The 24,609-nt window shown below is 63.6% G+C and carries 20 protein-coding genes; 15 read left to right on the top strand and 5 right to left on the bottom strand.

The features are described from left to right. Position 1: 1 nt before the first annotated feature. From J3D60_RS24480 to J3D60_RS24470, 3 genes are read left to right on the top strand one after another with little or no spacing between them, the layout of a single operon-like run. The gene (locus J3D60_RS24480) at positions 2-784 is read left to right on the top strand and encodes an ABC transporter ATP-binding protein (RefSeq protein ID WP_253493103.1); all 783 of its coding nucleotides are present in this window, start codon (positions 2-4) and stop codon (positions 782-784) included. Then, positions 781-1,728: an ABC transporter substrate-binding protein gene (locus J3D60_RS24475; RefSeq protein WP_253493102.1), complete on the top strand. Its 948-nt coding sequence runs from the start codon at positions 781-783 to the stop codon at positions 1,726-1,728. The genes J3D60_RS24480 and J3D60_RS24475 overlap by 4 nt, the downstream gene beginning before the upstream one ends. Then, positions 1,725-2,735 (top strand): iron ABC transporter permease, encoded by a 1,011-nt coding sequence (locus tag J3D60_RS24470; RefSeq protein WP_065940912.1) that lies wholly within the window; start codon positions 1,725-1,727, stop codon positions 2,733-2,735. The genes J3D60_RS24475 and J3D60_RS24470 overlap by 4 nt, the downstream gene beginning before the upstream one ends. Positions 2,736-2,738: 3 nt before the next feature. Here J3D60_RS24470 and J3D60_RS24465 read toward each other — a convergent pair whose 3' ends face one another. Continuing rightward, a complete protein-coding gene (locus J3D60_RS24465; protein WP_253493101.1) occupies positions 2,739-9,299 on the bottom strand; it encodes a DUF4329 domain-containing protein in 6,561 nt (2,186 codons plus the stop codon). Positions 9,300-9,611: 312 nt separating this feature from the next. Here J3D60_RS24465 and urtA point away from each other — a divergent pair, with 312 nt between their 5' ends. From urtA to ureC, 11 genes are all read left to right on the top strand, one after another. After that, a complete protein-coding gene (gene urtA / locus J3D60_RS24460; RefSeq protein WP_027607732.1) occupies positions 9,612-10,877 on the top strand; it encodes an urea ABC transporter substrate-binding protein in 1,266 nt (421 codons plus the stop codon). A 139-nt stretch (positions 10,878-11,016) separates the two neighbouring features. Beyond that, entirely contained in the window at positions 11,017-12,519 is a 1,503-nt protein-coding gene (urtB, locus tag J3D60_RS24455) for an urea ABC transporter permease subunit UrtB (RefSeq protein ID WP_253493099.1), read from the top strand. Next, positions 12,519-13,586, top strand: a complete 1,068-nt coding sequence (urtC, locus tag J3D60_RS24450) for an urea ABC transporter permease subunit UrtC (protein ID WP_065940909.1) — start codon at positions 12,519-12,521, stop codon at positions 13,584-13,586. The genes urtB and urtC overlap by 1 nt, the downstream gene beginning before the upstream one ends. Then, positions 13,583-14,416: an urea ABC transporter ATP-binding protein UrtD gene (gene urtD, locus J3D60_RS24445; protein WP_174562753.1), complete on the top strand. Its 834-nt coding sequence runs from the start codon at positions 13,583-13,585 to the stop codon at positions 14,414-14,416. The genes urtC and urtD overlap by 4 nt, the downstream gene beginning before the upstream one ends. 12 nt (positions 14,417-14,428) lie before the next feature. Beyond that, positions 14,429-15,127, top strand: coding sequence for an urea ABC transporter ATP-binding subunit UrtE (gene urtE / locus J3D60_RS24440; RefSeq protein ID WP_065940908.1), 699 nt, complete (start codon positions 14,429-14,431; stop codon positions 15,125-15,127). A gap of 33 nt (positions 15,128-15,160) precedes the next feature. Continuing rightward, complete coding sequence (locus J3D60_RS24435; protein WP_253493097.1) at positions 15,161-16,000, top strand: urease accessory protein UreD; 840 nt, start codon at positions 15,161-15,163, stop codon at positions 15,998-16,000. A gap of 146 nt (positions 16,001-16,146) precedes the next feature. After that, positions 16,147-16,449 carry an urease subunit gamma gene (ureA, locus tag J3D60_RS24430; RefSeq protein WP_003171437.1) on the top strand — a complete coding sequence of 101 codons (303 nt, stop codon included), beginning with the start codon at positions 16,147-16,149 and terminating at the stop codon, positions 16,447-16,449. Between the two features lie 9 nt (positions 16,450-16,458). Further along, on the top strand, positions 16,459-16,971 hold the full coding sequence (locus J3D60_RS24425; RefSeq protein WP_253493093.1) for a GNAT family N-acetyltransferase: 513 nt from the start codon (positions 16,459-16,461) through the stop codon (positions 16,969-16,971). Positions 16,972-16,976: 5 nt separating this feature from the next. Further along, positions 16,977-17,510 carry a GNAT family N-acetyltransferase gene (locus tag J3D60_RS24420; protein ID WP_253493090.1) on the top strand — a complete coding sequence of 178 codons (534 nt, stop codon included), beginning with the start codon at positions 16,977-16,979 and terminating at the stop codon, positions 17,508-17,510. Then, positions 17,507-17,812, top strand: a complete 306-nt coding sequence (locus J3D60_RS24415) for an urease subunit beta (RefSeq protein ID WP_027607724.1) — start codon at positions 17,507-17,509, stop codon at positions 17,810-17,812. The genes J3D60_RS24420 and J3D60_RS24415 overlap by 4 nt, the downstream gene beginning before the upstream one ends. Positions 17,813-17,923: 111 nt before the next feature. Continuing rightward, the gene (ureC, locus tag J3D60_RS24410; RefSeq protein WP_253493086.1) at positions 17,924-19,624 is read left to right on the top strand and encodes an urease subunit alpha; all 1,701 of its coding nucleotides are present in this window, start codon (positions 17,924-17,926) and stop codon (positions 19,622-19,624) included. A gap of 46 nt (positions 19,625-19,670) precedes the next feature. Here the strand turns inward: ureC and J3D60_RS24405 are convergent, their stop codons facing one another. Next, positions 19,671-20,609: a DnaJ C-terminal domain-containing protein gene (locus tag J3D60_RS24405; RefSeq protein ID WP_253493084.1), complete on the bottom strand. Its 939-nt coding sequence runs from the start codon at positions 20,607-20,609 to the stop codon at positions 19,671-19,673. Between the two features lie 238 nt (positions 20,610-20,847). On the opposite strand from J3D60_RS24405, the gene J3D60_RS24400 reads away from it, so the two are divergent. Further along, on the top strand, positions 20,848-22,116 hold the full coding sequence (locus tag J3D60_RS24400; protein WP_253493083.1) for an Hsp70 family protein: 1,269 nt from the start codon (positions 20,848-20,850) through the stop codon (positions 22,114-22,116). 141 nt (positions 22,117-22,257) lie between these two features. Here J3D60_RS24400 and J3D60_RS24395 read toward each other — a convergent pair whose 3' ends face one another. The 3 genes from J3D60_RS24395 to J3D60_RS24385 form a co-directional block, all read right to left on the bottom strand. Beyond that, a complete protein-coding gene (locus J3D60_RS24395) occupies positions 22,258-23,271 on the bottom strand; it encodes an AI-2E family transporter (RefSeq protein WP_027607720.1) in 1,014 nt (337 codons plus the stop codon). A gap of 176 nt (positions 23,272-23,447) precedes the next feature. Next, positions 23,448-23,747, bottom strand: a complete 300-nt coding sequence (locus J3D60_RS24390) for a PsiF family protein (RefSeq protein ID WP_027607719.1) — start codon at positions 23,745-23,747, stop codon at positions 23,448-23,450. A gap of 71 nt (positions 23,748-23,818) precedes the next feature. Further along, complete coding sequence (locus J3D60_RS24385) at positions 23,819-24,607, bottom strand: helix-turn-helix transcriptional regulator (protein WP_253493082.1); 789 nt, start codon at positions 24,605-24,607, stop codon at positions 23,819-23,821. Between the last annotated feature and the right edge of the window lie 2 nt (positions 24,608-24,609).

The following is a 24,609-nucleotide window of genomic DNA, read 5'->3' as shown; positions in this document are numbered from 1 at the left end:
GATGACTTCACTCACCCTCACCCGCATCAACTGGGCCCCGGCGAACCTCTGCCAACCCCCGTTCCAACTGCGTGACGCCGGGCTTCACGTCGCTGCGGGGGAGTTCGTCGGGCTGATCGGCCCCAACGGCAGCGGCAAGACCAGCCTGTTGCGCTGCGCCTATCGGTTCACCCAGCCGCAACGCGGCGACGTATTGCTCGCCCACCGGAACCTGTGGAAGCAAGGCGCCAAGTGGTGTGCGCAACGTATCGCCGTGGTGTTGCAGGAGTTCCCGGATGCCTTTGGCCTGCGAGTCGATGAAGTGGTCACCATGGGCCGCACGCCCCACAAGGGCCTGTTCGACAGCGACACCCTGGAGGATCGGCAGCTGGTGCAACAGGCGCTGGTATCGGTGGGCATGCAGGGCTTTGAAGCGCATGCCTTCGCCACCCTCTCGGGCGGTGAAAAACAGCGCGTCATCCTCGCCCGCGCCCTGGCCCAGCAACCGCAATTACTGATCCTCGACGAGCCGACCAACCACCTCGACCCACGCTACCAGCTTGAGCTGTTGAGGCTGGTCAAGCGCCTGGGTATCGGCACCCTGGCCAGCATCCACGACCTCAACCTGGCCGCCGCTTTTTGTGATCGGCTCTACGTGATCGACCACGGGCGCATCGTCGCCAGCGGCACGCCTCACCAGGTGCTGACCACTGAACTGCTGCGCGATGTGTTCGGCGTCGAGGCGCTGATCGACACTCATCCCCTGGCCGACCATCCCCGCATCACCTGGATAACCCAACCATGATCCTGCGCGCCTTCGCCCTTGTGGCCCTGCTGTCCGGTGCTTCACCAGCCTTCGCTGAAGCCACCCATTACCCGGTCACCGTCAAAAGCTGCAACCGCGACGTGACCTTCCAGGAGGCGCCGAAGCATGCGGTGAGCCATGACATCAACATGACCCAGATGATGCTCGCCCTGGGCCTCAAACCGCGGATGGCCGGCTACAGCGGCATCACCGGCTGGAAGTCGGTCACCCCGGACATGGCCCGGACCCTCGACGGCCTGCCGGAGCTGGCGAGCAAGTACCCGTCGGTGGAAACCCTGCTCAATGCCAATGTGGATTTCTTTTTTGCCGGCTGGGACTACGGCATGCGAGTGGGCGGCGACCTGACGCCGAACACCCTGCAGCCGCTGGGGATCAACGTGTACGAGCTGACCGAGTCGTGCGCCTTCGTGATGAAGCGCCCGGCCGCGACCCTGGACGACACCTATAACGACCTGCGCAACCTGGGCAGGATTTTCGACGTGCAGGACCGCGCCAATGCCTTGATCGCGCAGATGCAGGTACAGGTCGCCGAGGTGCAGACAGACCTGCCCGCCGACAAGCCGCGCGTGTTCCTCTACGACAGCGGTGAAGACCGCGCCATGACCTCCGGCCGCCTCGGTATGCCCCAGGCGCTGATCGACGCGGCCGGCGGGCGCAACATCCTCGATGACGTCGACGCCAGCTGGACCCGCGTCAACTGGGAGATGGTGGTGGAGCGCAATCCACAGGTGATCGTGATCGTCGACTACAGCGAAGTCACCGCCGATCAAAAACAGCAATTCCTGCTCAACAACCCGGCGCTGCAAGGAGTGGACGCGATCAGGAACCAGCGCTTTATCGTGATCCCGTATGTACAAGCCACGCCGGGCATCGATAACGTGCTGGCGGTGGAAACCCTGGCCAAGGGGTTCCACGGCGAATGATCACCCGTCGTTACACCCTGCTGCTTGCCGCCCTGGGCGCATTGCTGCTGGTGTCCTGCGTGATATCCCTGGGCTTCGGCCCCGCGCGGGTACCGGCGGACGTGGTGTGGCGCATCCTGCTGTACAAGGTCTTCGGCATCGGCGAAGTGAGTTGGTCGGCCGGGCAGGTACCTATCGTCTGGCTGATCCGCGTGCCGCGCATGCTGCTGGGGGCATTGGTGGGGGCCGGGCTGGCGTTGATCGGTGCGGTGTTGCAGGCGGTCACGCGTAATCCGCTGGCCGATCCGCACCTGCTGGGTGTCACTTCCGGCGCGACCCTGGGCGCGGTGATCGTGGTGCTGCATGTGGGCGAGATCATCGGTCTGCTGACCTTGCCCATCGCCGCCTTTATCGGCGCACTGTCGAGCATGATCGTGGTGCTCGCGGTAGCCAGTCGCAATGGCCGGCTGGAGAGTGATCGCCTGTTGCTGTGCGGCGTGGCAGTGTCGTTCGTGATGATGGCGGCGGCCAATCTGCTGCTGTTCATGGGCGACCATCGCGCCGCCTCGGCGGTGATGTTCTGGATGCTCGGCGGCCTCGGCCTGGCACGCTGGGAACTGCTGGCGATTCCGGGCGCCAGTGTAGTGCTCGGTCTGCTGGTGCTGGTGGGCATGGCCCGCCCGTTGAACGCGCTGATGGCCGGCGAACAGACCGCCGTGACCCTTGGCCTGAACGCCCGCAATGTACGGCTGAAGGTGTTCCTGGTCGCCTCGTTGATGACCGGCGTACTGGTGTCCATCAGCGGCTCCATCGGCTTTGTCGGGCTGATGGTGCCGCACATCGCCCGGCGCCTGGTGGGCGCCGAGCATCGTCGGTTGCTGCCGGTATGCGCATTGCTGGGCAGCCTGTTCCTGGTCTGGGTCGATGTGGCGGCGCGCACCTTGATCGCCCCCGAAGACCTGCCGATCGGCGTGGCCACGGCGGCGATCGGCGGCCTGTTCTTCATCGGCCTGATGCGCAAGCGTTGAGGCTTACAGCTCGTCGCGGTCGCGCAGGCTCAGCGGTTCGTCGACCTCGGGCACGGCGATTTCCAGTCCATTGGAGCGCTCCACTTGCTGTTCGGACAGTAGCCCCTCGTTCATCCAGAAGCCGTCCTTGTCCAGCACAAACAGCTTGCCGGTCCTGGCCACGCCCTTCAGGAACACGGTGGGATACACCTCGGGGCCGCCCACCAGGACCAGGCTTTCCTGCGCCGAATAACTGGGCAGGTACTTCAACAACGCACCGGCCTGGCTCGACAGATAAAGACCCGGCGACGGCCGCGACAGCCCGCGCAACACCCTGATGAAATAGCTCAGGAAGGTCGGCGCCACGAAATGACGCGTCAGGGCGATATCCTTCGGCGCCCGGCTGTCGGTGGCCGGCATGCTGTTGTAGAGCAGATGGACACCCGCAACCGCATATTGCTGCGGAAAGTCCGGCAGGGGCGCTGGCGGCACCGCCGGTTGTACAGGGCCCAGCGGCCCGCTGTAGAACAGGCGCAGAATCAGCGACTGGTCGGCCCCGGCCGCTACCGGCAAGGTGGCCAGGAACGACGTGCCCGCCGCGTTGGCGAGTATCGCCGAGAGGTACTGTTTGCCCTGATACGGCGAAAGCTGGCGCCGGAGATAGCGCGCGGCATCATCCCCATCGGAAAAAACCGGACCGCAGGCCGCACGCCAAGGCGGCACAAACACCTCATTGACACCGGGCTGCCAGAACGTATCGACACGATTGCGCGTGGTCCAGACCTCGCCTCGGACCAACGTATCCAGGACCCCTTTGTCGAGCAGGCGATGGACGTAACTGAGCAGGGTCATCCGGCCCGCGCGTAACTGCTGCCGTGTTTCAAGCAGCGTGCCCCACGAATCCAGCTGCGCATCCGTGCCCAGGTATTGATACCTGAGCAGGGCACCGTCCGCGCATGACAGGTAAAACGTGAGTTGCTTGCCCCTGATGCCATGAATCGAGAAGCGGATGCCGATGTCCATGTCCGTGGGCGAAAAAAATGCCTGGTGCAGCGGGTCCGTGACCGGCGTGACGCTGTCGCTGCTGGCACACAGGTAGAAGCCTTCCAGCCCATAGCCCTGGGGGAAAAGACCGTCGGGAAAGACTTGTGTAAAGTCACGATAGCTCTGGCGCACCAGCGGCATGCTGACCATGTAGTGCCCGTTTTTCTGCGATTTGAACACGTAGCCGAACTGCAGGTGTTCGCCATGCCGACGATGCTGATGGGCATACCGCACCGCGTCCTGCTCCTGGGTGAACAGCGGGCTGAACGCCGGGTCTGCCAGTGCGTTCCGGATCGCCAATGGCGCGGGACGGTCGCTATTGACGATGAAGGCGCCAGTGATCCGGCGTGGCGTGCCCCACGTCGGGCTGCCCTCCACCACCCGCAAGACACCCGCATTGGCCAGGCGCGTGACAAATTCGCCAGGCGCCAGTGCGGCGTTGCGAATCTGACGTTCGAGCTGGTTTTCCAGGCGATCGAGTCGTGTCTCGTCGAGGGGCAAAAGCTGTTTTCTCAGCGCTTCCTCCAGCGCGGAGCGGCTGCGTGTGTAGCTCACCACACAGCCATCGGAACCCAGCAGGTACTCGCGGTTCAGGCGGGCGTCCTGGCCTGCGAGCGCCGATGAAATCACGCGGGTGGACAGCATGTTGCGATAGAGGCCGGCCTGCGCCAGTTCGAGTACGAAGGGCAACTCCCGGGCCGGGCTGGAGCGGTAACGTGCAACCACCGTATGGGCCGCCGGGAAGCCACCGGTACTGACCACCTCATCCGGGAAAATCCACTTGGGGTCGAAGTCTTCCTGGGGCACCTTGAGCGGTTCGGTGGCGACAAACAGGCCATCGGGACGCTGCAGAATTAACCCGCCCAGCAGACCATTGCCCTGCAGCAGCGAACGGGCGTGCCGGGCCGCATCGTCCTGGGAATGAAAGGCCGGGCCCAGGCGACGGCGGATGAAGTTGGCGTAGGGGCGCCAGGCCACGCCCCCCTGGCCCACCGCTCCCCGGCGGTCCCAGCACTGGCTGGTGTAGAGCACCCGCAGGTCCGCAGGCCGGGCGACCTGTGACACATAGCGCTGGACGTCCAGCGTCCCGTTGTGCAGGTTCATCCCGGCGATGATCACGCCCGTGCCGTCGGTGGTTTCCTTGAGCCGGGAGGTTGCCGGAGGTTGATAGCGCAACAAGGCGCCATCGTGTGTCGACACATACACCGGCAGTATCGCAGTGGCTGCCGGGCGCGGCAGATGCCGGGCATCCTGTTCGGCGCGCAGCAGCACCTCGGGGGTGATGAAGAACCGCGCCAGCCAGGCCTCGGTGGTGGGCAATCCCGCCGGCACCCATTGCTGCGAAAACAGCAGGCCGGCCAGCTCGAACCCCTTGGCGAATTCGCCACCGGCCAGATAACCGACGCCCCTGGAGGAGTCACTCAACCAACGCCCGCCGGAGGTGATCGCCAGCAGTTCACTGACCACAAACTCATCGCGCTGCGGATGCTTGAGGATGTACGCCGTGCAGCGTTGCGCATCCAGGTTCCTGCCGTACCAGCGCACATGGGCATTGAGTGCCGCGGCATCGAGACTGTCGAAGATCGCGCCGAACGCCGGTGCCTGCAGATCGACTTCGGCGTAGTCGAAGTTGGGCGTCCAGTCGTTGTAGACCCGGCCGCGCGGCCCCCACAGCGCGCTGCGCACCAGCACGCTCAAGGTGCCGGCATCGGCCAGCCGGGCGACGATGTCCACCGGTTTGAGCTGGCCGCTCTCCAGCCGTTCGAAATAGCCATGCTGGCCGGGCTCGCGCTGGGTGTTGCTCAGTACCAGCAGCTCATTGGCAGAACCACTGGGGCGATAGCTGATCAGGTTATTCGGCGAACCGCTCAGATAGGCCGGCAACCGCGATTCGATCACCGAACGGATCTCCACATCGGAGAACAGCGTGGCGTTGACTTCCAGATCGGCCAGCGTCCAGCCAAGACGCCGTTGACGCTCCAGGTCAGCCACGGATAACGCGGTATGCGAACTGTAGCGCGCATAGAGCTGATGGCCAGCAGGCGGCACCAGATAAGCACTGCCGTTGGCAGGGCGCAGCAGGTCGGAGGCGAAGCCGTCGCCGGAAATGGCCACGGGTTCGGTGAACACGAATCGCCCATCGTCTCGCTTGAGGACATACCCGGCATAGGCGTTGCCGCGGCGAACGCCGATGCGTTCATGGGCATGCCGCGCGGCGTCGTCCGCGCTCAGGAACATCCCGCTCAAGGGCAGCGCGCCTGAACCGAGCGGCAAGTGCTCGCTGTCATACAACGGCCCGAGGGTGTTCCACAGGCCACCTTGCTGGACCACCGACAACTCCCCCGCGCGCATCACGCGGCGCACGAAATCCCGCGGCGACAACGTGCCGTCGAGCAGGGCCGCCTCATTACCATTGTCCGCTACGGTTTGACCATCGACGACAAACAGCTCGTTAACGGACCCGGCGCTCGGTACCTGCCAGTGCAGCAAAGCGTTATCGGCGGTGCGCAGATACAGCTTGAGACCGAGCGCGGCGATCTGCATACCGGCGCTGGCGATCGACTGCCTCATGGCATCCACCAGCACCGCCGGCGTAGCGAAACGCTTATAGAGCCATGCGTCCATGGGTGGCAGCCTCTGCGGCGCCTGTGCTGATTGGGCGTGATAGAGGCCCACCAGGCGATAGTTCGGCACCAGCCTTGGCTCACCGCGGTCCCCCACGGGAAACAGACTGTCCAGGGTCGTCCCCAACGGCGCCGGCAGCGTAGCGATGTAATTCGAGGTGGTACGGTGTTTCAGCACCACGCCCACCGCCGCCTGCCCCAGCAAGTCGACGCTGCTCAGGGCGACCAGCACCGCGCTGTGCCCCATCGACAGCAGCGGGGTAAAAAACGGCAGGTCCTGCACCGAGGTGACAGGGCTGCCCAGGGTCCAGCCGTGCAGCACACGCCCCCGCACCCCACCCCAGACCTTGCTGGCCACCACGACCCGCAAGTCCCCGGCCTGCGCCAGGCTCCACACCGCCCCCTCGAACGCGGTGAGAGGCTGCTCCGGCTCGACCCCCGTCAACTGCCGCAACAGGGACTGTTCCTGCTGGGAACCGCTGCTCGTGTACTTGAGCAATGCGCCGTCAGGACCGGACAGATAATGCACCGGGGTGAAATCACGGTGGGACAGGGCAAACACCTGATCGGCATTCGAGAAGAAGCTGCCGGTCAGCGCGACCTGGTCCGGGGTGAAGCCCGGGTTGTAGCGCTCCACCTCGCCAGGCTCGGCCGGATAGGAACGGTAGAAGCCCTGGCATTCATAAGAGGGCGGAGCAATGAACTGGGCGCGATCATCCGTGGCCAGGAGGGTGAGGAAGTCGAACCGCGCGCCGCTGCTGACTTGCGGCTCGGTGGCAAAGAAATGCCCGCCAGGCTTTTTCAGGATGACTCCACCGAACTCACGCTCGCGTCGCGCCCCGATACGCCGATGAGCCCACAGTGCCGCATCATCCGCGGACACAAACGCCGGGCTCAAGGCCGGCAGAGTGGCCACGGCGGTCGCGCCGCTCGGCAGGGACGGCGCAGCGGCAAACGCTCGCCACTGCCGGTCAATCACGCCAGGCGGCCCCCATAGCGCATTGCCCAGGACCACCCGCAGGCGACTGACCCCAGCCAATTTGCGCACGCCTTCGGCAGGCGTATAGGTACCGTCCGCCAGGTCTCTGGCAATCAGGCTGCCGCCCGGCGCCGGCGCGAACAATCGCGTGAATGCGACCTGGTCCGCCCCTTCCGGCTCCAGCACAAGCAGGCTGTCTGCCGCGCCGGAGAGGTAGCCCGGCACACGCAGTTGATGAATCCTGTGGGCCTCGACGTCAGTAAAGCCCTGGAAGTAGACGCTGGCATCGTCGCGGGTCCACTTCGTCTTGAAACCGGCATCGAGGTTCTCCCATGACAACGCCATGTGCGAGCCGAACCAGGCGTGCAGTTGATAACCACCGGGCAACGCCAACTGTTTGCTGTAAGCGTCCCACGGGTAGAACCCCTGAAACCCATAGGGGTTGGTGCCCGCCTGCAGCAATTGCGTCAGAACAAAGTGCTGGTCGGGGTGCTTCAGAATCAGCGCCACATAGGCGCGGTCACGGCGCTCGCCCACCTGCGCATGGGCAAACTGCGCGGCCTTGTCGGCCGACGAAAACGCCTGGCCGAGGGTGGCCTGCTTGAACGGGAAGCGTGCATAGGGCGTCCAATTGTTCTCGACCACGCCTTCCACGTCCCACAGCGGGCTGGTCTGTTCGACGCTCAACTCACCGGCTTCGGCCACCTGTTTCACAAACTGGCGCGGGGTCAGGGTTCCCGCCGCGAGGGCCAGGTCAAGGCCGGGCTCATCGGTGGTGAACAATCGCGTTTCCGCCGGTGAGCCGCTGAACCGGTAGCGCAGCAAGGCATTGTCCTTGGTGCGCAGGTACAGCGAGATGCCCAGCACGGAGGGCGCCGTATGCATGTAGCGGCGGGCCTTGGCGATGTAGGCCGCCAGCTCCCGAGGGCTGAAGAACTGTTGGTACAGCCACGGTTCCACCGTCGGAAACTGCGCCGGCACCGGCCGCGACAGATAGAAGAACCCCTGCAGGTGAAAGCCCTCCGGCAAGAGTGGCCCGCCCGCCAGCAAAGGCAGGTGGTTGTCGGTGGGCAACTGCTCTGCACTGCTGAGTACGAAGGGCTGGGTGGCGGCGAATTCATCGCGCAGCTCATGCTTGAGCAGCAGGGCCATCTGGCTGACATTGGGCATGCGCCGCATGCGCGCCTGCACGGCATTGAGCGCCTGGGTGGCCTCGGGATACACCGCCCCGCAGGCGATGGTGGGCTGGCCGCTGTTCAATGGCAGATAGGGCCGCCAGCGCTGATCAATGACACCGGGCACCCCACCCCAGTCATCGCTGGCGACCAGCAACGACAAGCGGCCTACCGACGCCACTTTCCTGATAAAGCCTTCGAGCGTGCCATCGTGACCATCGGCGGGCACGGCCGTGCTGACGTCGTCGATCCAGTCGACAAACTTGCGCTCGGCCTCGGAAAAACCCGGCTGGTACTTGAGCAATACACCCTGTGGTCCCGACAAGTAGGCGGTGCCGAACGCACGCCCTTCGTAGTGGTTGAAGACCACATCGCGGGTGGAAAAAAAGCTGTTGAAGATACGCACCTGGCGATCCCGATAACCGGGGTTGAGCGCCTTGATCTGGGCAAACTGGTCAGGGTGGGAATGCACCCCGCCCACCAGTTTGTAGCCCGCAGGATCGAGGAACTCGTTCTGCGCCCCGCGCTCCAGCAACAGCGAAAAGTCGAACGTCGCCGCCTTGCCGGGAATCGGCTCGGTGGCAAACACTTTGCTATCGGCCAGGCGCTGGAGAATGACACTGCCGTACTCGCGGTCGCGCTTGTCGCCAATGCGCTCGTGCACATAGCGTGCAGCATCGTCGGCACTGATAAACCCAGGGCTGAGGGTGTATCGAAGGCCCCTCGCTGCCGCGCGCTCCTCTCTGGATAAATGCTCTTGCATGACACTCCCTTGATCATGTTCGTCGTCGGTGCCCATGGGCACCGGGCTCGCACAACGCTTGCCATGCAGAAGCGTCCTCGCTTGAACCGCCAGCAGGGCGCTGCATAGTTATCGAGGCCCCCAGGCACTCTTTAGGCGCATCCCCTGCACCGCCAACGCCTGCACGCTCCGCATTGGTGCGCCAACGCCAGGCACCGGGCTCCAGCCCCCGCAAAACCGGGCGTTGCGCCATCGGGCACAGCCCTTGCTAGTACCCCTTCAGCGTTCACATCGGCCTATCAAAAAAAACTAAACGTTTACGGAGACCGCACCATGAAGCGTCGCAGCTTGATCAAGGCTTTCACCCTGTCCGCCTCCATTGTCGCCATGGGCCTGACCTGGACCGTGCAGGCCGCCGAGACCATCAAGGTCGGTATCCTGCACTCGCTGTCCGGGACCATGGCCATCTCCGAAACGTCCCTCAAAGACATGGCGCTGATGACCATCGACGAGATCAACGCCAAGGGCGGGGTGAACGGCAAGATGCTTGAGCCGGTGGTGGTGGACCCGGCGTCGAACTGGCCGCTGTTCGCGGAAAAGGGCCGGCAGCTGCTGACCCAGGACAAGGTCGCCGTGGTGTTTGGCTGCTGGACCTCGGTGTCGCGCAAATCGGTATTGCCGGTGTTCGAAGAGCTCAACGGCCTGCTGTTCTACCCGGTGCAATACGAGGGTGAAGAGATGTCGCCGAACGTGTTCTACACCGGTGCGGCGCCGAACCAGCAGGCGATCCCGGCGGTGGAATACCTGATGAGCGAAGAAGGCGGCAGCGCCAAGCGTTTCTTCCTGCTCGGCACCGACTACGTGTACCCGCGCACCACCAACAAGATCCTGCGCTCGTTCCTGCATTCCAAAGGCGTGGCGGACAAGGACATCGAAGAGGTCTACACCCCGTTCGGCCATGCCGATTACCAGACCATCGTCGCCAACATCAAGAAGTTCTCCGCCGGTGGCAAGACGGCGGTGATTTCCACCGTGAACGGCGACTCCAACGTGCCGTTCTACAAGGAGCTGGCCAACCAGGGTTTGAAAGCGACCGACGTACCGGTGGTGGCCTTCTCCGTGGGTGAAGAAGAACTGCGCGGCATCGACACCAAGCCGCTGGTGGGCAACCTCGCGGCCTGGAACTACTTCCAGTCAGTGGAGAACCCGGTGAACAAGAAGTTTGTCGCCGACTGGAAAGCCTACGCGAAGAAACACAACCTGCCAGGCGCGGACAAAGCGGTGACCAACGACCCGATGGAAGCCACCTACGTGGGCATCCACATGTGGGCGCAGGCAGCCGAGAAAGCCAAGTCCACCGACGTCGACAAAGTGCGCGAAGCCCTGGCCGGCCAGACCTTTGCCGCGCCATCGGGCTTTACCCTGACCATGGACAAGACCAACCACCACCTGCACAAGCCGGTGATGATCGGCGAGATCCAGTCCGACGGGCAGTTCTCGGTGGTGTGGCAGACCCAGGAGCCGATCCGGGCACAGCCGTGGAGCCCGTACATTCCTGGCAATGACAAGAAGCCGGACTATGCGGTGAAGAGCAACTAAGTCTCACGACAGATCAAAAATGTGGGAGGGGGCTTGCCCCCGATAGCTGAGTGTCAGGCACTGCATGTGCTGACTGATGCACCGCAATCGGGGGCAAGCCCCCTCCCACAATTGACCGCGTACGATCAGGACAATTTGTATGCCCACTGCCCTGCACCGTTTCATCCTCACGGCCCTGCTGTTGCTGCCTTTGGCGGTACATGCCGGCGACGCCGAAGACTTCCTGGCCGCCAACCCGACGCAACAAGCCAAGCTCCTCCAGGACTGGGCCGCCCGGCCCGACCCGGCGCGCATCGAGTTGGTGGACGCCCTGCAACAAGGCCAGCTCACGCTCAACGGTGAAACCAGGACCGTACGCCTGAACAACCGCCTGCGCGGCTTGATCGACAACGTGCAGGCCAGCCAGCAACTGCTCGCCGCCGACCCCAAGGTGCGCCTGGCCGCGGCACGCACCCTGCAAAAAAGCGCCCAACCGGCGCAACTCAAATTCCTCGACCAGCAGGTCGCCGCCGAGACCAATGAGGACGTGCACTCCGCCCTCAGCCTGGCCCTGGCCAACCTGCAACTGGTCGACACCGACCCGGCCGTGCGCCTCGCCGCCGTGCGTCTGCTTGGCAGTACCGGCGACCCGCTGGCCCGCACGCGCCTCGAAGCGCTGCTGGCGCCCGGCGTGGAAACCGACGCCGCCGTGCACACCGCCGCCGAGACCAGCCTGGCCCAGGTCAAACGCAAACTGATGCTGGGCGAGATCCTCGGCCAGGCCTTCAGCGGCATGTCCCTGGGCTCGATCCTGCTGCTGGCGGCCCTGGGCCTGGCGATCACCTTCGGCCTGCTCGGCGTGATCAACATGGCCCACGGCGAGATGCTGATGCTCGGCGCCTACTCCACCTATGTGGTGCAGTTGCTGATGCAGCGCTATGTGCCCCAGGCCATCGAGTTCTACCCGTTGATCGCACTGCCGGTGGCGTTCTTCGTCACCGCCGCCATCGGCATGGCCCTGGAGCGTACGGTGATTCGTCACCTGTACGGGCGCCCGCTGGAAACCCTGCTCGCCACCTGGGGCATCAGCCTGATGCTGATCCAACTGGTGCGCCTGGTGTTCGGCGCGCAGAACGTCGAGGTCTCCAACCCTGCGTGGCTGTCCGGCGGGATCCAGGTGCTGCCCAACCTGGTGCTGCCCTACAACCGCATCGTGATCATCGCCTTCGCGCTGTTTGTGGTCGTGCTCACCTGGCTGCTGCTGAACAAGACGCGCCTGGGCCTCAACGTGCGCGCCGTGACTCAGAACCGCAACATGGCCGCCTGCTGCGGCGTACCCACCGGGCGGGTGGACATGCTCGCATTTGGCCTGGGCTCCGGTATCGCGGGCTTGGGCGGCGTGGCGCTGAGCCAGATCGGCAACGTCGGCCCTGACCTGGGCCAGAGCTACATCATCGACTCGTTCCTGGTAGTGGTGCTCGGCGGCGTCGGCCAGTTGGCCGGCAGCGTGATGGCAGGGTTCGGCCTGGGTATCGCCAACAAGATCCTGGAACCGCAGATCGGTGCCGTGCTCGGCAAGATCCTGATCCTCGCGCTGATCATTCTGTTTATCCAGAAACGCCCGCAGGGACTCTTCGCACTGAAAGGACGGGTGATCGACTGATGAACCAGCCATTGATGCTTACGGCCACGCAAAAGGCCGGCCCCCAGGTGACGATTGCAGTCGGCGCGGTGGTGCTGTTGCTGCTGCTGGCCCTGCCGTTGTGCTCGCTGCTGTCGCCGGAAAACCCGCTGCATGTATCGGCCTACACCCTGACCTTGGTGGGCAAGATCCTTTGCTACGCCATTGTCGCCCTGGCCCTGGACCTGGTGTGGGGCTACGCGGGGATGTTGTCCCTGGGCCACGGCCTGTTCTTTGCCCTCGGCGGTTATGCCATGGGCATGTACCTGATGCGCCAGGCCGCAGGCAGTGAGCTGCCGGCGTTCATGACGTTTTTGTCGTGGACCGAATTGCCCTGGTATTGGGTCGGCACCGAGCACTTCCTGTGGGCCCTGTGCCTGGTGGTGCTGGCGCCGGGCGTGCTGGCGCTGGTGTTCGGTTTTTTCGCCTTCCGCTCGCGGATCAAGGGCGTGTATTTCTCGATCATGACCCAGGCGCTGACCTTTGCCGGGATGCTGTTGTTCTTTCGCAACGAGACCGGGTTCGGTGGCAATAACGGCTTCACCAACTTCCGCAGCATCCTCGGTTTCGGCATCACCGAACCAGGCACGCGGGCCGTGCTGTTCGTGGCCACGGTGGTGCTGCTGGTGGCGAGCCTGTACATCGGCTGGCGCCTGGCCCGGAGCAAGTTCGGCCGGGTACTGACCGCCCTGCGCGATGCCGAGAACCGCCTGATGTTCTGCGGCTACGACCCGCGCGGCTTCAAGCTGTTCGTGTGGGTGCTGAGCGCGGTGCTGTGCGGCCTGGCAGGCGCGTTGTACGTGCCGCAGGTGGGCATCATCAACCCGAGTGAAATGTCGCCGACCAACTCCATCGAAGCCGCCGTGTGGGTGGCCCTGGGCGGGCGTGGCACGCTGATCGGGCCGTTGCTCGGCGCCGGTGTGGTCAACGGCATGAAGAGCTGGTTCACCGTGGCCTTCCCGGAGTACTGGCTGTTCTTCCTCGGGGCGCTGTTCATCATCGTCACCCTGTACCTGCCCAAGGGCGTTATCGGGCTGTTGAAGAAATGAGGAACGTCATGCTCGAACCTATTTTCGACGCGGGCAGCGGCCGTGATGCCATCGGCATCGGCCAGGCCGCAGGCACCGGCCTGAACACCCGCCACGGCACCATCCTGACCCTGGAAGATATCAGCGTCAGCTTCGATGGGTTCAAGGCGCTCAACGACTTGAACCTGTACATCGGCGTCGGTGAATTGCGCTGCATCATCGGCCCCAACGGTGCGGGCAAGACCACCCTGATGGACGTGATCACCGGCAAGACCCGGCCCAGCCACGGCAAGGCCTGGTTTGGCGAAACTCTCGACTTGACCAGCATGAGCGAAGTGCAGATCGCCCAGGCCGGCATCGGCCGCAAGTTCCAGAAACCCACGGTGTTCGAAGCCCTGAGCGTGTTCGAAAACCTGGAGCTGGCGCAGAAGACCGACAAGTCGGTGTGGGCCAGCCTGCGTGCACGCCTGAGCGGTGAGCAAAAGGATGGTATCGATGAAGTGCTCGACACCATCCGCCTCACCGCTTCGGTGCATCGGCCCGCCGGGCTGCTCTCCCACGGGCAAAAACAGTTCCTGGAAATCGGCATGCTGCTGATGCAAGACCCGCAACTGTTGCTGCTGGACGAACCGGTGGCGGGCATGACCGACGCCGAGACCGAATTCACCGCCGAACTGTTCAAGCGTCTGGCGGGCAAGCATTCGTTGATGGTGGTGGAACACGACATGGGCTTTGTCGGCTCGATTGCCGACCACGTCACCGTGTTGCACCAGGGCAGCGTGCTGGCCGAGGGATCGCTGGAACAGGTGCAGGAAAATGAGCGGGTGATCGAGGTGTACCTCGGTCGCTAAGGAGAACTGAACATGCTGCAAGTCGACAAGCTGCACCAGTACTACGGCGGTAGCCACATCCTGCGCGGGCTGTCCTTTGACGTGAAGATCGGCGAAGTCACCTGCCTGCTCGGCCGTAACGGCGTGGGCAAGACCACCCTGCTCAAATGCCTGATGGGGTTGCTGCCGGCCAAGGAAGGCGTGGTGAACTGGGAGGGCAAGGCCATCACCGGCTTCAAGCCGCACCAGCGCGTGCACGCCGGCATCGCCTACGTGCCCCAGGGCCGGGAGATTTTCGGGCGGCTGACGGTGGAAGAAAACCTGTTGATGGGGCTGTCGCGTTTTCCCGGCGCCGAAGCCAAGGAAGTGCCAGCGTTTATCTATGAACTGTTCCCGGTTTTGCTGCAAATGAAGCACCGACGCGGCGGCGATTTGTCCGGCGGCCAGCAGCAACAGTTGGCCATCGGCCGCGCCCTGGCCAGCCGCCCGCGCCTGTTGATCCTCGATGAGCCCACCGAAGGCATCCAGCCCTCGGTGATCAAGGAGATCGGCGCCGTGATCAAGAAGCTCGCGGCGCGCGGCGATATGGCGATCCTGCTGGTGGAGCAGTTCTACGACTTTGCCGCCGAACTGGCCGACCAGTACCTGGTGATGTCGCGCGGTGAAATCGTGCAGCAGGGCCGTGGTGAAAATATGGAGAGTGAGGGTGTGCGCGGTTTGGTTACCATCTAACCTGTAGCGTCCTGACGATAAGCACAAGAAACCATGAACCTGCCCGTTTCCCCTGCCCTGTTCACCCCCAGCTGGCACGCCGAGCTGGACCTCGGCTACGCGCGTTTCGGCGACACCACGCGCCCGGTGATGCGCCGTCACCTTGGCCCGCTGCGGGTGCAAAAGCACCTGTACGCCGAAGGCCCCGAGGTGTGCCAGCACATCATCGTGCACCCGCCCGGCGGGATTGCCGGCGGCGACCGCCTGGATATCCGCGCCCATGTGGCCGAGGGTGCCTGGGCGCAATTGACCAGCCCCGGCGCGGCGAAGTGGTATCGCGCCAGCGGCCCGGCGTATCAGCAACTTGATCTCACCGTGGAAGCCGGCGCGACCCTGGAATGGCTGCCCCAGGAAACCATTGTGTTCAGCGCCGCCCAGGCCGAACTCAACACCCGCATCGACCTGCACGGCGATGCCCGGCTGTTCTACTGGGACGTGATCGCCCTGGGGCGTCCGGCCAGTGGCGAGCGCTTCGACCTGGGCCACTTTCAATCGCACCTGGATATCCGCCGCGACGGCCAGTTGCTCTGGCACGAGCGCCAGCGCATTGTGGGCGCCGATGGCCTGCTCGACTCGCCCATCGGCCTGGACGGCCAACCGGTGTTCGCCACCCTGCTGGTGACCGGCGATATCGAGCCCGAATTACTCGAACACTGCCGCGCCCTGCCCCACGCCGTGCGCGGCGACCTGACCCAACTGCCCGGCTTGCTGGTCGCCCGCTGCCTGGCCAGTGAAGCGCTGCTGGCGCGGGGGTGGTTAATTGATTTATGGAAACTGTTACGCCCGGCGGTGCTAGGACGGGAAGCAGTCTCACCACGAATATGGAGCACATGAAGATCAAAATGTGGGAGGGGGCTTGCTCCCGATGGCGGTGGGTCAGTGAAAGATGTATTGCCTGACACCCCCCATCGGGGGCAAGCCCCCTCCCACACTTGATCTCTGTTGTATTTAAGAATGCATTCTTTGAAGGACCTTGAACCATGGACCTGACCCCACGGGAAAAAGACAAACTGCTGATCTTCACCGCCGGCTTAGTCGCCGAACGGCGCCTGGCGCGCGGTGTGAAGCTCAACTACCCGGAAACCATCGCCTATATCTCCGCCGCCTTGATGGAAGGCGCCCGCGATGGCCGCACCGTGGCCGACCTGATGCACTACGGCACCACCCTGCTCAGCCGTGAACAGGTAATGGAAGGCATCCCGGAAATGATCCCGGATATCCAGGTGGAAGCCACCTTCCCCGACGGCACCAAGCTGGTGACCGTCCACCAGCCGATTGCGTGAGGGCTGGCCATGATTCGTGATGCAACCGAGCAAGACCTGCCGGCGATCCGCGACATCTACAACGACGCGGTACTCAACACCACGGCAATCTGGAACGAACAACCGGTGGACCTCGGCAACCGCCAGGCCTGGTTCAGTGCACGCCAGGCCCAGGGCTATCCGATCCTGGTCGCAGTGGAGAACGATGAAGTCACCGGCTACGCCTCATTCGGCGATTGGCGCCCGTTCGAAGGCTTTCGCTACAGCGTCGAACACTCGGTGTATGTACGCAACGACCAGCGCGGCAAGGGCCTCGGCCCACGGCTGATGCAGGCCCTGATCGAACGCGCCGGAACCTGTGGCAAACACGTGATGGTGGCGGCCATCGAAAGCGGCAACCTGGCCTCGATCCGCCTGCACGAGCGCCTGGGTTTCGTCACCACCGGGCAAATGCCTCAGGTGGGCATCAAGTTCGGCCGCTGGCTGGACCTGACCTTTATGCAACTGACATTGAATCCGGGCGCGCAACCGCCCAAGGAGTGAGTTCGATGAACGCCGCGCAACTGCGTCGAGTCAATGCTGAAAGTTTTGCCCACTACCGTCGGGGCCTGATCGAGCTGTTGCTGGATGCGGTCAAGCACGGTGCGTCGGTGGGTTTCATGGCCGACTTCGATGAGGCCCAGGCCCGTGCCTATCTGGACGGCGTACAGGCAAGCATAGAAGACGCCAGCCTGTTGCTGTGGGTGGTGGTGCGCGATGAGCAGGTGATCGCCAGCGTGCAGTTGGCGCTGTGCCAGAAAGCCAACGGCCTGAACCGCGCCGAAGTGCAAAAGCTGCTGGTGCACAGCGAGGCTCGGCGCCATGGCCTTGGCCAGCAATTGATGAACGCCCTGGAACTCGCCGCGCGCCAGCACAAGCGCGGCCTGCTGTACCTGGACACCGAAGCCGGTTCGCCTGCCGAAGCCTTCTACCAGTCGCTGCGCTACACCAAGATCGGTGAACTGCCCGACTACTGCCAAAGCCCGGACGGGCGCTACAGCCCGACCGCCATCTACTTCAAGACCCTGGGGCAACCTGCATGATTCCTGGCGAATATCAGATCCAGCCTGGCGAGATCGAACTCAACGTCGGCCGGCGCACCGTCACCCTCAGCGTGGCCAACAGCGGCGACCGGCCGATCCAGGTGGGTTCGCACTACCATTTTTTCGAGACCAATGACGCGCTGACATTTGACCGCCCATTGAGCCGCGGCATGCGCCTGAATATTCCGGCGGGCACGGCGGTGCGGTTCGAGCCGGGGCAGAGCCGTGAGGTCGAGCTGGTGGATTTGAGCGGCGGTCGGCGGGTGTTCGGGTTTGCCGGGCGGATCATGGGCGACCTTTAGGGCCTCATCGGGGGCAAGCCCCCTCCCACAGGGGAACGCATTCCAAAGGTGGGAGGGGGCTTGCCCCCGATAGCGATTTCACATTCAACACAAATATTTCAGGGCACACACATGAAAATCAGCCGCCAAGCCTACGCCGACATGTACGGCCCCACCGTCGGTGACAAGGTCCGCCTGGCCGACACCGAGCTGCTCGTCGAAGTCGAGCAGGACTTCACCGTCTACGGCGAAGAAGTGAAATTCGGCGGCGGCAAAGTGATCCGCGACGGCCAGGGCCAGAGCCAATTGCTCGCCCATGAAGTCGTCGACACCCTGATCACCAACGCGCTGATCATCGACCACTGGGGCATCGTCAAGGCCGACGTCGGCTTGAAGAACGGCCGCATCTACGCGATCGGCAAGGCCGGTAACCCGGATATCCAGCCCGGCGTGACCATGGCCATCGGCGCCAGCACCGAAGTGATCGCCGGCGAAGGCATGATCCTCACCGCCGGCGGCATCGACTCCCACGTGCATTTCATCTGCCCGCAGCAGATCGAAGAGGCGCTGACCAGCGGTGTCACCACCATGATCGGCGGCGGCACCGGGCCGGCCACCGGCACCAACGCCACCACCTGCACCTCCGGGCCCTGGCACCTGGCGCGCATGCTGCAGGCCAGCGACTCGTTCCCGATGAACATCGGGTTTACCGGCAAGGGCAACGCCAGCTTGCCCGAGCCGTTGATCGAGCAGGTCAAGGCCGGCGCCATCGGCTTGAAGCTGCACGAAGACTGGGGCACCACGCCCGCCAGCATCGACAACTGCCTGAGCGTCGCCGACCAGTACGACGTGCAGGTGGCGATCCACAGTGACACCCTCAACGAATCCGGCTTTGTCGAAACCACCCTGGCCGCGCTCAAGGGCCGCACCATCCACACCTACCACACCGAAGGTGCCGGTGGCGGCCACGCGCCGGACATCATCAAGGCCTGCGGCTTTCCCAACGTGCTGCCCAGCTCCACCAACCCGACGCGGCCGTTCACGCGCAACACCATCGACGAACACCTGGACATGTTGATGGTCTGCCATCACCTGGACCCGAGTATTGCCGAAGACGTGGCCTTCGCCGAAAGCCGCATCCGCCGCGAGACCATCGCCGCCGAAGACATCCTGCACGACCTCGGCGCGTTCTCGATGATCAGCTCCGACAGCCAGGCCATGGGCCGCGTCGGTGAAGTGATCACGCGCACCTGGCAGACCGCCGACAAGATGAAGAAACAGCGCGGCGCCCTGCCCGGTGACGGCCCGGGCAACGACAACTTCCGCGCCAAGCGCTACATCGCCAAGTACACCATCAACCCGGCGATTACCCATGGCATCAGCCATATCGTCGGTTCCATCGAAGTGGGCAAGTGGGCTGACCTGGTGCTGTGGCGCCCGGCGTTCTTCGGCATCAAGCCGACCCTGATCCTCAAGGGCGGCGCGATTGCGTCCAGCCTGATGGGCGATGCCAATGCGTCGATCCCCACTCCGCAGCCGGTGCACTATCGCCCGATGTTCGCCAGTTTCGGCAGCTCATTGCATGCCACCAGCCTGACGTTTATCAGCCAGGCGGCGCTGGACGCAGGCTTGCCGCAAGCGCTGGGTTTGAAGAAGCAGATTGGGGTGGTGAAGGGGTGTCGCGATGTGCAGAAAACCGACCTGATCCACAACGATTACCTGCCGGACATCGAGGTGGACCCACAGACCTATCAGGTCAAGGCCGACGGGGTGCTGCTATGGTGTGAGCCGGCGGATGTGTTGCCGATGGCGCAGCGGTATTTCCTGTTCTGACTTGAAACCTGTGGTGAGGGAGCTTGTGCCCTCACCACAAATCCCCTTAGAACTGCTCGCGCGGATTAAACGCGGCTTTCTGCGCCAGCTCCTGCCACAACGCCTTCACCTCGTCAGTGCCTGCCGGTGGCATCACCGCCTTGAGCTGCACGTACAGGAAGCCACGCTGCCCGGCCTTGTTCAGCAAGCCGTGGCCCTTGGCGCGCATGCGCTGCCCGTTCTGGCTGCCGGCCGGCACCTTGAGGTTGATCTTGCCGGTCAGGGTCGGCACGGCCACTTCCGCGCCCAGCGCCAATTCCCATGGTGCCAGCGGCAGGTTGATGATCAGGTTTTCGCCGTCCACTTCGAACTTGGGGTGCGGCGCAAACTTGACGATCAGGTACAGGTCACCGTTGGCCCCGCCGCCAACACCCGGTGCGCCCTGGCCCTTGAGGCGAATACGCTCACCGTCGGCGACACCGGCGGGGATCTTCACGTTCAGGCTCTTGGTGGTGTTGCTGACATGCCGGCCCGAGGCGTCGTATTGCGGCACCTGGAAGCTGATCTGCTTGGACTCGGTGGACAGTGTCTCTTCGAGGAACACCGACAGCTGCATCTCCACGTCCTGGCCCTTGCGCCCGGTTGGACGGCGCTGGCCGCCACCGAAGGCATCGCCACGCCCGCCAAAGATCGAGCTGAAGAAGTCGGAAAAATCCTCGGTGCCCTGGCCACCGCCAAACCCTCCACGGCTCTGCCAGCCTGGCGGGCCCTGGAACGGCTGGCCATGCTGGCCGTATTTGCGCAACTCGTCATATTCGGCGCGCTTGTCGGCGCTTTTAAGCGCTTCATAGGCTTCGGACGCGTCCTTGAACTTGGCTTCGGCGTCTTTTTCCTTGCTCACGTCCGGGTGATATTTGCGCGCGAGCTTGCGATAGGCAGCCTTGATTTCCTTGTCATCGGCGCTCGGCTCGACACCCAGAATCTTGTAGTAGTCTTTGAAATCCATCGGCGGTTCACCATCCTTAATCGAGATCGCACAGCCCGGGGCACAACGTGCGCTGGTTTGCACCTGTTGAGTCTTGTGGCCTGGGGGTGCGTCAAAGTGTTATCGGCGCTTGCCGTATGCACCAAATGTGGGGGCGAATGCTGAACTTTCAAGCACGATTTAACGGATGGTCGGCCTACGCATCCGCCCTCGACTGGCATACACTGCGCGGCCGTTTTTCAACCGGAACCCGATAGACATGAAAAACCCATCCCCAGCCCGTGCCTGCGGTATCGACTTCGGCACGTCTAACTCCACTGTCGGCTGGATCCGCCCCGGCATGGAAACGCTTATCGCGCTGGAGGACGACAAGATCACCCTGCCGTCGGTGGTGTTCTTCAACTTCGAGGAGCGCCGCCCGGTCTACGGTCGCCTGGCCCTGCACGAATACCTGGAGAACTACGAAGGCCGGCTGATGCGCTCCCTCAAGAGCCTGCTGGGTTCCAAGTTGATCAAGCACGACACCAGCGTATTGGGCACGGCGATGCCGTTCACCGACCTGCTGGCGCTGTTTATCGGCCAGCTCAAGAGCCGCGCCGAAACCACCGCCGGCCGCGAGTTCGAAGAAGTGGTGCTGGGCCGCCCGGTGTTTTTTGTCGATGACGACCCGATGGCCGACCAGGAAGCCGAAAACACCCTGGTCGACGTAGCGCGCAAGATCGGTTTCAAGGACATTTCGTTCCAGTACGAACCGATTGCCGCCGCGTTCGACTACGAGTCCACCATCGAGAAGGAAGAACTGGTACTGATCGTCGACATCGGCGGGGGTACGTCCGACTTCTCGCTGGTCCGCCTGTCCCCGGAGCGCCGCCACAACGACAACCGCCAGGACGACATCCTCGCCACCGGCGGCGTGCACATCGGCGGGACCGACTTCGACAAGCAACTGTCCCTGGCCGGCATCATGCCGCTGTTCGGCTACGGCAGCCGCATGAAAAGCGGCGCCTACATGCCCACCAGCCACCACATGAACCTGGCGACCTGGCACACCATCAACTCGGTGTACTCGCAGAAATCCCAGCTGGCCCTGGGCAGCATGCGCTATGACATCGAAGACACCGGCGGCATCGACCGCCTGTTCAAGCTGATCGAACAGCGCGCCGGGCACTGGCTGGCCATGGAAGTGGAAGAGACCAAGATCCAGCTCACCCACGAAGACAACCGCCACGTGCTGCTGGACCGGGTTGAGCCAGGGTTGAGCGTGGACCTGAGCCGCGCACTGTTCGAGTCGGCCATCGACGGCTTGCTGGAGCGCGTGCGCAACAGCGTGACGCAGTTGCTCACCGATGCTTCGGTGGCGGTGGCCCAGGTGGACACGGTGTTCTTTACCGGCGGTTCCAGCGGCATCCCGGCGCTGCGCCACAGCATCTCGGCCATGCTGCCGAATGCCCGGCATGTGGAGGGGAATATCTTCGGCAGTATCGGCAGTGGTTTGGCAATTGAGGCGAGCAAGCGCTACGGCTGCTGAATTTCACCTGAAATACCGTGGTGACTTCATCGGGGGCAAGCCCCCTCCCACACTGACCGTGTTCACAAGTCGACCGGTGTAGACACAGTAAATGTGGGAGGGGGCTTGCCCCCGATGGGGCCCGCCCAGGCAACACACGCCTTAAACCATCCCGCCGAGCTTCAGCTCACTCTTCAGATACGCATAGTAAATCGGCCCCGCCACCACCCCCGGCAAACCAAACGCCGCTTCAAACACCAGCATCGCCAGGAGCAACTCCCACGACTTGGCACTGATCTGCCCGCCGACAATGCGCGCGTTGAGGAAGTACTCGACCTTGTGGATCACGATCAGATACCCCAGCGCCGCCACCGCCACCCAGATCGACAGCGACAGCGCGACGATGGTGATCAGGGTGTTGGACATCAGGTTGCCGATCACCGGCAACAGGCCGAGCAGGAAGGTCAGCACGATCAGGGTCTTGGTCAGCGGCAGGTGGATGCCGCACAGCGGAAGCACCACGGCGAGGAACACGGCGGTGAAGGCGGTGTTGAGCGCGGCAATCTTGATCTGTGCGAAGACGATGTTGCGAAAGGCCTGGACCAGCAGGTGCAGGCGGTCGAACAGCGCCGCGGCCAGGGGCTTGCGTTTGGTCAGGTCGGGCACCCGCTGCAGGGCGATGATCGCGCCGAGCACCATGCCGATCAGCAGGGTGACGAACATGTGTGCGGCGTCTTTGCCGACCAGTTGCAGTTCGCTCAGGTGCTTGCTCAGCCAGTCGCCGATGGCCACGCGGAATTCGGCCGCGCTGGCGGGCAGGTAGGCATCGAGGAACGGCGGCAACTGGCCGCGCGCGCGGTCGACCACACCCATGAATTTATCCAGGGAAGCCCCGGGGTTTTCCGCTTCGTGAAGCAGGAAGCTGATGGCGCCGGCGAAGATCAGGGCCAGCACGCTGACGATCAGGGTGCCGAGCAAGGCCACCGCCAGCCAGCGCGCGCGGCGCCCTTCGATCAGCCGTTGCAGTTGGGGGGTGAGCATGTTGACCAGTTCATAGACCAACAGGCCGGCCAGCAGGCTGGGCAGCAACTTCAGCGGCAATACCAGCAGCAACCCGCCGAAAATGATGATGTAGCTGGCCAGCAATAACACGTGACGCTGAGAAAACGTTGGCATACAGCCTCAAAACGAACGGCGTTAAAGGATGTGTAGGAGCGAGCTTGCTCGCGAAGGCCGCCAACGATAACGCGTTTATTCTGAATAAACGCGGGGTAATTGCGTTCTTCGCGAGCAAGCTCGCTCCTACAGAGGGGCTGTGTGCGAGTGTCGCAGCCTTCTGGGGCCTGGGGCTATCAATTCTTCAGGCAGGTGCTCATGAACGTCTTGCGCGCATCGCCGGTCAACGCCTTGGTTTTCGCCGACGCATTGCAATCCTTCATCTTCTGCTGTTGCGGGGTGAGCGTCTTCGCATCATTGGCCGCCGGCGCCGACAGGCAGGTTTTCATGAAAGCCTTGCGCTCGTCGCCCTTGAGCGTCTTGGTGGTGGCTTCGGCATTGCAGGTGGTCATCTTGTTTTGCTGGGCGGTGGCGGCAAAGCCTTGGGAACACAGCAGCAGGCCCATCATCAACAGCGGAATACGCAGCATCTTCATGGAGTTTTCTCCCTGTTACCGTGCCGGGAGGCACGGCCTACCCAGCAGTGTAGCCAAACCTTGTTACATCTTCATCGGCTGCGAATATTCGTCCGCCGGTACTGCTCCGGGGTGCAGCCGGCCTGGCGCTGGAACATCGCGATAAACGCCGAGGCGCTGCTGTAGCCGAGGTCAAACGCCACATTTTGCACACTGCGCCCGCTGTCGAGGGCTTCGATGGCGGCGGGGTAGCGCAGGCGCTGGCGCCATTCGCCGAAGCTCATGCCCAGCTCACGCACAAATTGCCGCGCCAGGGTGCGCTCGCTCACATGCACCTGCTCGGCCCAGTGCGCCAGGGGGCGGTTGTCAGCGGGGTCGGCCTGCATGCCTTCCAACACGCCGAGCAGCCCGGGGTGGCGGGCGTAGGGCAAAAAACCCTCGTGGATCGGCGCCTGCCTGAGCTGATCGACCAGCACCTGGGCCAGGCGGATGTCGGCCTCGGTGTGCGGGATGTTGACGTCACGCTGGGCGAAGTCGCTGAGGATGGCCTTGAGGATGTCGCTGATGGCCAGGGTGCAAGGCTGCTTGGGCAAGTGCTCGCAGAGCGGCGGCGAAAGGCCCACCGAACGGTAGACAATCGCCTCGGCGTTGTAGGAGCTGTGTTCGGTATTGGGTGGGACCCACACCGCGTACTGCGGCGGCGATATAAAGCGGTTGCCGGCCACTTCCATGCGCATCACGCCGCTGGCGGAGTAGTCCAGCGAGCCCCAGACATGCTGGTGCGGGGTGCACTCAGTGTCGGGGGCAAAGTCGGAGTAACGGAAGTACACGGGGCTTGGCAGGCGAGCAAAGTCCGCGAGGCGTACGGTGTGTCGGGCCATAT

The organism is Pseudomonas sp. S3E17, from assembly GCF_024168685.1.
In the GTDB taxonomy this organism is placed as follows: Bacteria; Pseudomonadota; Gammaproteobacteria; order Pseudomonadales; family Pseudomonadaceae; genus Aquipseudomonas; species Aquipseudomonas marginalis.
The sequence above is the reverse complement of the archived record's forward strand: the minus strand, read 5'-3'. Positions and strand labels throughout refer to the sequence as shown.

Bases quoted from the DNA above. Each gene is read 5' to 3' on its own strand.
- J3D60_RS24425 (WP_253493093.1), top strand. From the start codon at position 16,459: ATGATTCGTGATGCAACCGAGCAAGACCTGCCGGCGATCCGCGACATC.
- J3D60_RS24475 (WP_253493102.1), top strand. From the start codon at position 781: ATGATCCTGCGCGCCTTCGCCCTTGTGGCCCTGCTGTCCGGTGCTTCA.
- urtB (WP_253493099.1), top strand. From the start codon at position 11,017: ATGCCCACTGCCCTGCACCGTTTCATCCTCACGGCCCTGCTGTTGCTG.
- urtE (WP_065940908.1), top strand. From the start codon at position 14,429: ATGCTGCAAGTCGACAAGCTGCACCAGTACTACGGCGGTAGCCACATC.
- urtA (WP_027607732.1), top strand. From the start codon at position 9,612: ATGAAGCGTCGCAGCTTGATCAAGGCTTTCACCCTGTCCGCCTCCATT.
- ureC (WP_253493086.1), top strand. From the start codon at position 17,924: ATGAAAATCAGCCGCCAAGCCTACGCCGACATGTACGGCCCCACCGTC.
- J3D60_RS24480 (WP_253493103.1), top strand. From the start codon at position 2: ATGACTTCACTCACCCTCACCCGCATCAACTGGGCCCCGGCGAACCTC.
- J3D60_RS24470 (WP_065940912.1), top strand. From the start codon at position 1,725: ATGATCACCCGTCGTTACACCCTGCTGCTTGCCGCCCTGGGCGCATTG.
- J3D60_RS24400 (WP_253493083.1), top strand. From the start codon at position 20,848: ATGAAAAACCCATCCCCAGCCCGTGCCTGCGGTATCGACTTCGGCACG.
- J3D60_RS24465 (WP_253493101.1), bottom strand. From the start codon at position 9,299: ATGCAAGAGCATTTATCCAGAGAGGAGCGCGCGGCAGCGAGGGGCCTT.
- J3D60_RS24385 (WP_253493082.1), bottom strand. From the start codon at position 24,607: ATGGCCCGACACACCGTACGCCTCGCGGACTTTGCTCGCCTGCCAAGC.
- J3D60_RS24405 (WP_253493084.1), bottom strand. From the start codon at position 20,609: ATGGATTTCAAAGACTACTACAAGATTCTGGGTGTCGAGCCGAGCGCC.
- J3D60_RS24435 (WP_253493097.1), top strand. From the start codon at position 15,161: ATGAACCTGCCCGTTTCCCCTGCCCTGTTCACCCCCAGCTGGCACGCC.
- ureA (WP_003171437.1), top strand. From the start codon at position 16,147: ATGGACCTGACCCCACGGGAAAAAGACAAACTGCTGATCTTCACCGCC.
- urtC (WP_065940909.1), top strand. From the start codon at position 12,519: ATGAACCAGCCATTGATGCTTACGGCCACGCAAAAGGCCGGCCCCCAG.
- J3D60_RS24420 (WP_253493090.1), top strand. From the start codon at position 16,977: ATGAACGCCGCGCAACTGCGTCGAGTCAATGCTGAAAGTTTTGCCCAC.
- J3D60_RS24395 (WP_027607720.1), bottom strand. From the start codon at position 23,271: ATGCCAACGTTTTCTCAGCGTCACGTGTTATTGCTGGCCAGCTACATC.
- J3D60_RS24390 (WP_027607719.1), bottom strand. From the start codon at position 23,747: ATGAAGATGCTGCGTATTCCGCTGTTGATGATGGGCCTGCTGCTGTGT.
- urtD (WP_174562753.1), top strand. From the start codon at position 13,583: ATGAGGAACGTCATGCTCGAACCTATTTTCGACGCGGGCAGCGGCCGT.
- J3D60_RS24415 (WP_027607724.1), top strand. From the start codon at position 17,507: ATGATTCCTGGCGAATATCAGATCCAGCCTGGCGAGATCGAACTCAAC.